The 2,646-nt window shown below is 62.8% G+C and carries 4 protein-coding genes; 3 read left to right on the top strand and 1 reads right to left on the bottom strand.

Translation table 11 applies throughout. The features are described from left to right. The first annotated feature begins 142 nt into the window (after nucleotides 1-142). Nucleotides 143-418, top strand: a complete 276-nt coding sequence (locus JHD07_RS37530; RefSeq protein ID WP_291631360.1) for a hypothetical protein — start codon at nucleotides 143-145, stop codon at nucleotides 416-418. Between the two features lie 35 nt (nucleotides 419-453). Here JHD07_RS37530 and JHD07_RS37525 read toward each other — a convergent pair whose 3' ends face one another. Beyond that, nucleotides 454-1,428, bottom strand: a complete 975-nt coding sequence (locus JHD07_RS37525) for a quinone oxidoreductase (RefSeq protein ID WP_291631359.1) — start codon at nucleotides 1,426-1,428, stop codon at nucleotides 454-456. 224 nt (nucleotides 1,429-1,652) lie between these two features. Between JHD07_RS37525 and JHD07_RS37520 the strand changes: the two genes are divergently transcribed. Both JHD07_RS37520 and JHD07_RS37515 read left to right on the top strand, forming a co-directional pair. Continuing rightward, nucleotides 1,653-1,853, top strand: coding sequence for a hypothetical protein (locus JHD07_RS37520; RefSeq protein WP_291631357.1), 201 nt, complete (start codon nucleotides 1,653-1,655; stop codon nucleotides 1,851-1,853). 147 nt (nucleotides 1,854-2,000) lie between these two features. Further along, the coding region (locus tag JHD07_RS37515; protein ID WP_291631355.1) for a MoxR family ATPase at nucleotides 2,001-2,646 on the top strand (646 nt) is incomplete at its 3' end.

Below are 2,646 nucleotides of genomic sequence, written 5' to 3'. Positions count from 1 at the left end.
CAAATCGGCGCGTCCCCGCAAGAAGGGCAAGTGATAGCGCGCAGTCGATATTTCTGGTTTACGGAAATCGCGATTGACAAAGTTCCGATTTTCGGAAATACTCTGCCGCGTCTCCGATCACGGGGCGCGGCAGGATCGTTCCATGCAATACTACGTCGTGATGATCGACTACGGTCGGCGGGGCCGCGAGGCGGTCGTCGACCCTGAAATCACAAGGCGCGAGGTCATCTCGCGCATCGCCTCCGGCGAATACCGGAATATCTCGTTCATTCACGAAATCGTGGAAAATGCGGTCGAGGACGTGACCGACACCATCCTGACCGAGGCCGCCCTGCCGGAAATCCCGTCGGAGGATGCAGACCTCCAGGCAATCCGGCTTGATCATGCCCGCGATCTGCGCAAGCACGAACGCACGTGACGCAGGCTGAAGCCTGCGTCACTGCTCGCCGGACGTTAGACCAGGAGAACGGTCGACCCAGTGGTCTTGCGCGCTGCGAGATCGGCATGCGCCTTGGCGGCGTCCTGCAGCGGGTAGGTCTGGTGCACCTCGATCTTGACCGCACCGGACTTGACGACGTCGAACAGCTCGTTCGCCATCGCAACCAGATTTTCGCGCTTGGCGGCGTAGGTGAACAGCGTCGGCCGCGTGACGTAAAGGGAGCCCTTCTGCGCCAATAGGCCGAGATTGAGCGGCTCCACCGCGCCGGAGGACTGGCCGAACAGTGCGGCGACGCCGAGCGGCGCGAGGCAATCCAGCGATTTCAGGAAAGTGTCCTTGCCGACGGAGTCGTAAACCACGGGGACCTTCTTGCCGGCCGTGATCTCGTCGACACGCTTCACGAAGTCTTCGCGCGTGTAGATGATGACGTGATCGCAGCCATGCGCCTTGGCGAGCTTCGCCTTGTCGTCGTTGCTGACGGTGCCGATCACGGTCGCGCCGAGATGCTTGGCCCACTGGCTGAGAATGAGACCGACGCCGCCGGCGGCGGCATGGAGCAGGATGGTGTCGCCGGCCTTCACCCGATAGGTCTGCCGGATCAGGTACTGCGTCGTCAGCCCCTTGAGCATCATCGCCGCCGCGGTCTTGTCGTCGACGCCGTCCGGCAATTTCAATAGCCGGTCGGCCGGGATCAGCCGCGCCTCCGAATAAGCTCCGAGCGGAGAGGCGCCATAGGCAACACGATCGCCCGGCTTCAGATCGGTGACGCCGGGCCCGATCTCCTCGACCACGCCGGCCGCCTCGCTGCCGAGCCCGCTGGGCAGCGGCGCCGGATAAAGGCCCGAACGGTTATAGATGTCGACGAAATTGAGGCCGACCGCGGTATGACGGATGCGCGCTTCGCCGGGCCCCGGCTTGCCGACGCTGACCTCCTCCCAGACCAGAACTTCCGGCCCGCCGGTCTTGTGAAAGCGAATGGCGTGCGTCATGGGTGTGCTCCCTTATCGTTGAGGTGAAAGTCCGAAACACCGGATCGGGCTGCGGAATAGGCATTTGGTCCGCCCGTTACAGTATAGAAGACGTAACAAGAATGTCACAGCGAACGACAAACGCTCGCCGTTCCGCCTCCGTTCGAAAGAGTTGATGAGGGCTCCCGGGGTAACCGGCAGTAGCGTCCGTGCGGGTTGGTGGTCGCCTGCGAAGGAGAGCCGAGATGCCCGCTTACGTTCAGCATCATCAGGATGCCGAGGTCGCGCCCGTGATTTGCCCCACCTGCATGGGGTTTCTGCCGATGTATGTGCGCGAGGTGGAGCCGCATTGGAGTCTTGCCAAGATCGACTTCGTCTACGAATGCGCCGATTGCGGCGCTGAGGTCCGGCAGACCATCCGCAAGCCGGATGCATTCCGGCACTGACCGAGCTGACCGGCGAAGCGCTCAACTATTTGCGTTTGGCGGAAAAACGCCGTGCACGCGGGTCTGAAGTCTCCCAAACGAGGCTTGTTCTTTGCCGGGAACGCAGGCAGAACGAGCCTCAGGCAAGATCTATGGGAGCGCCCATTCGTGGCAGATCAGAAGGCCTCGACCGCGATCGAGGCAGTGGAGAGCGGCCTCGCGGCGCAGGGCTACATCGCGAGCCGGCAGATCGCGACCGCCGTCTATCTGTCGCAGCAGATCGAGAAGCCGATCCTGGTCGAAGGCCCCGCGGGCGTCGGCAAGACGGAGCTCGCCAAGGCAATCGCGGCCTGGCGCGGCATGAAGATGATCCGCCTGCAATGCTATGAAGGCCTCGACGAGGCCAAGGCGCTGTACGAGTGGAAATACGCCAAGCAGCTGCTGTACACGCAGATTCTAAAGGACAAGCTCGGCGAAGTCCTCGGCGGGGCGCAGACGCTGCATGCCGCGCTCGACCAGCTCCACGATTTCGGCGACGTGTTCTTCTCCAAGGAGTTCGTCGAGCCGCGTCCCCTGCTCCAGGCGCTGGAGCAGCCGGGAGGCGTGCTATTGATCGACGAGATCGACAAGTCCGACGCGGAATTCGAATCCCTGCTGCTGGAGATCCTCTCCGACTTCCAGGTCACGATCCCCGAGCTCGGAACCGTTTCGGCCATCACGCCGCCGACCGTGATCCTCACCTCCAACAGCGAGCGCGACCTCGGCGACGCCCTGAAAAGGCGCTGCCTGCATCTGCATATCGGCTTCCCCGAGC

It is taken from the genome of Bradyrhizobium sp. (assembly GCF_016462955.1).
Taxonomy (GTDB): domain Bacteria; phylum Pseudomonadota; class Alphaproteobacteria; order Rhizobiales; family Xanthobacteraceae; genus Bradyrhizobium.
This window is presented reverse-complemented; position numbering and strand designations above follow the sequence as displayed.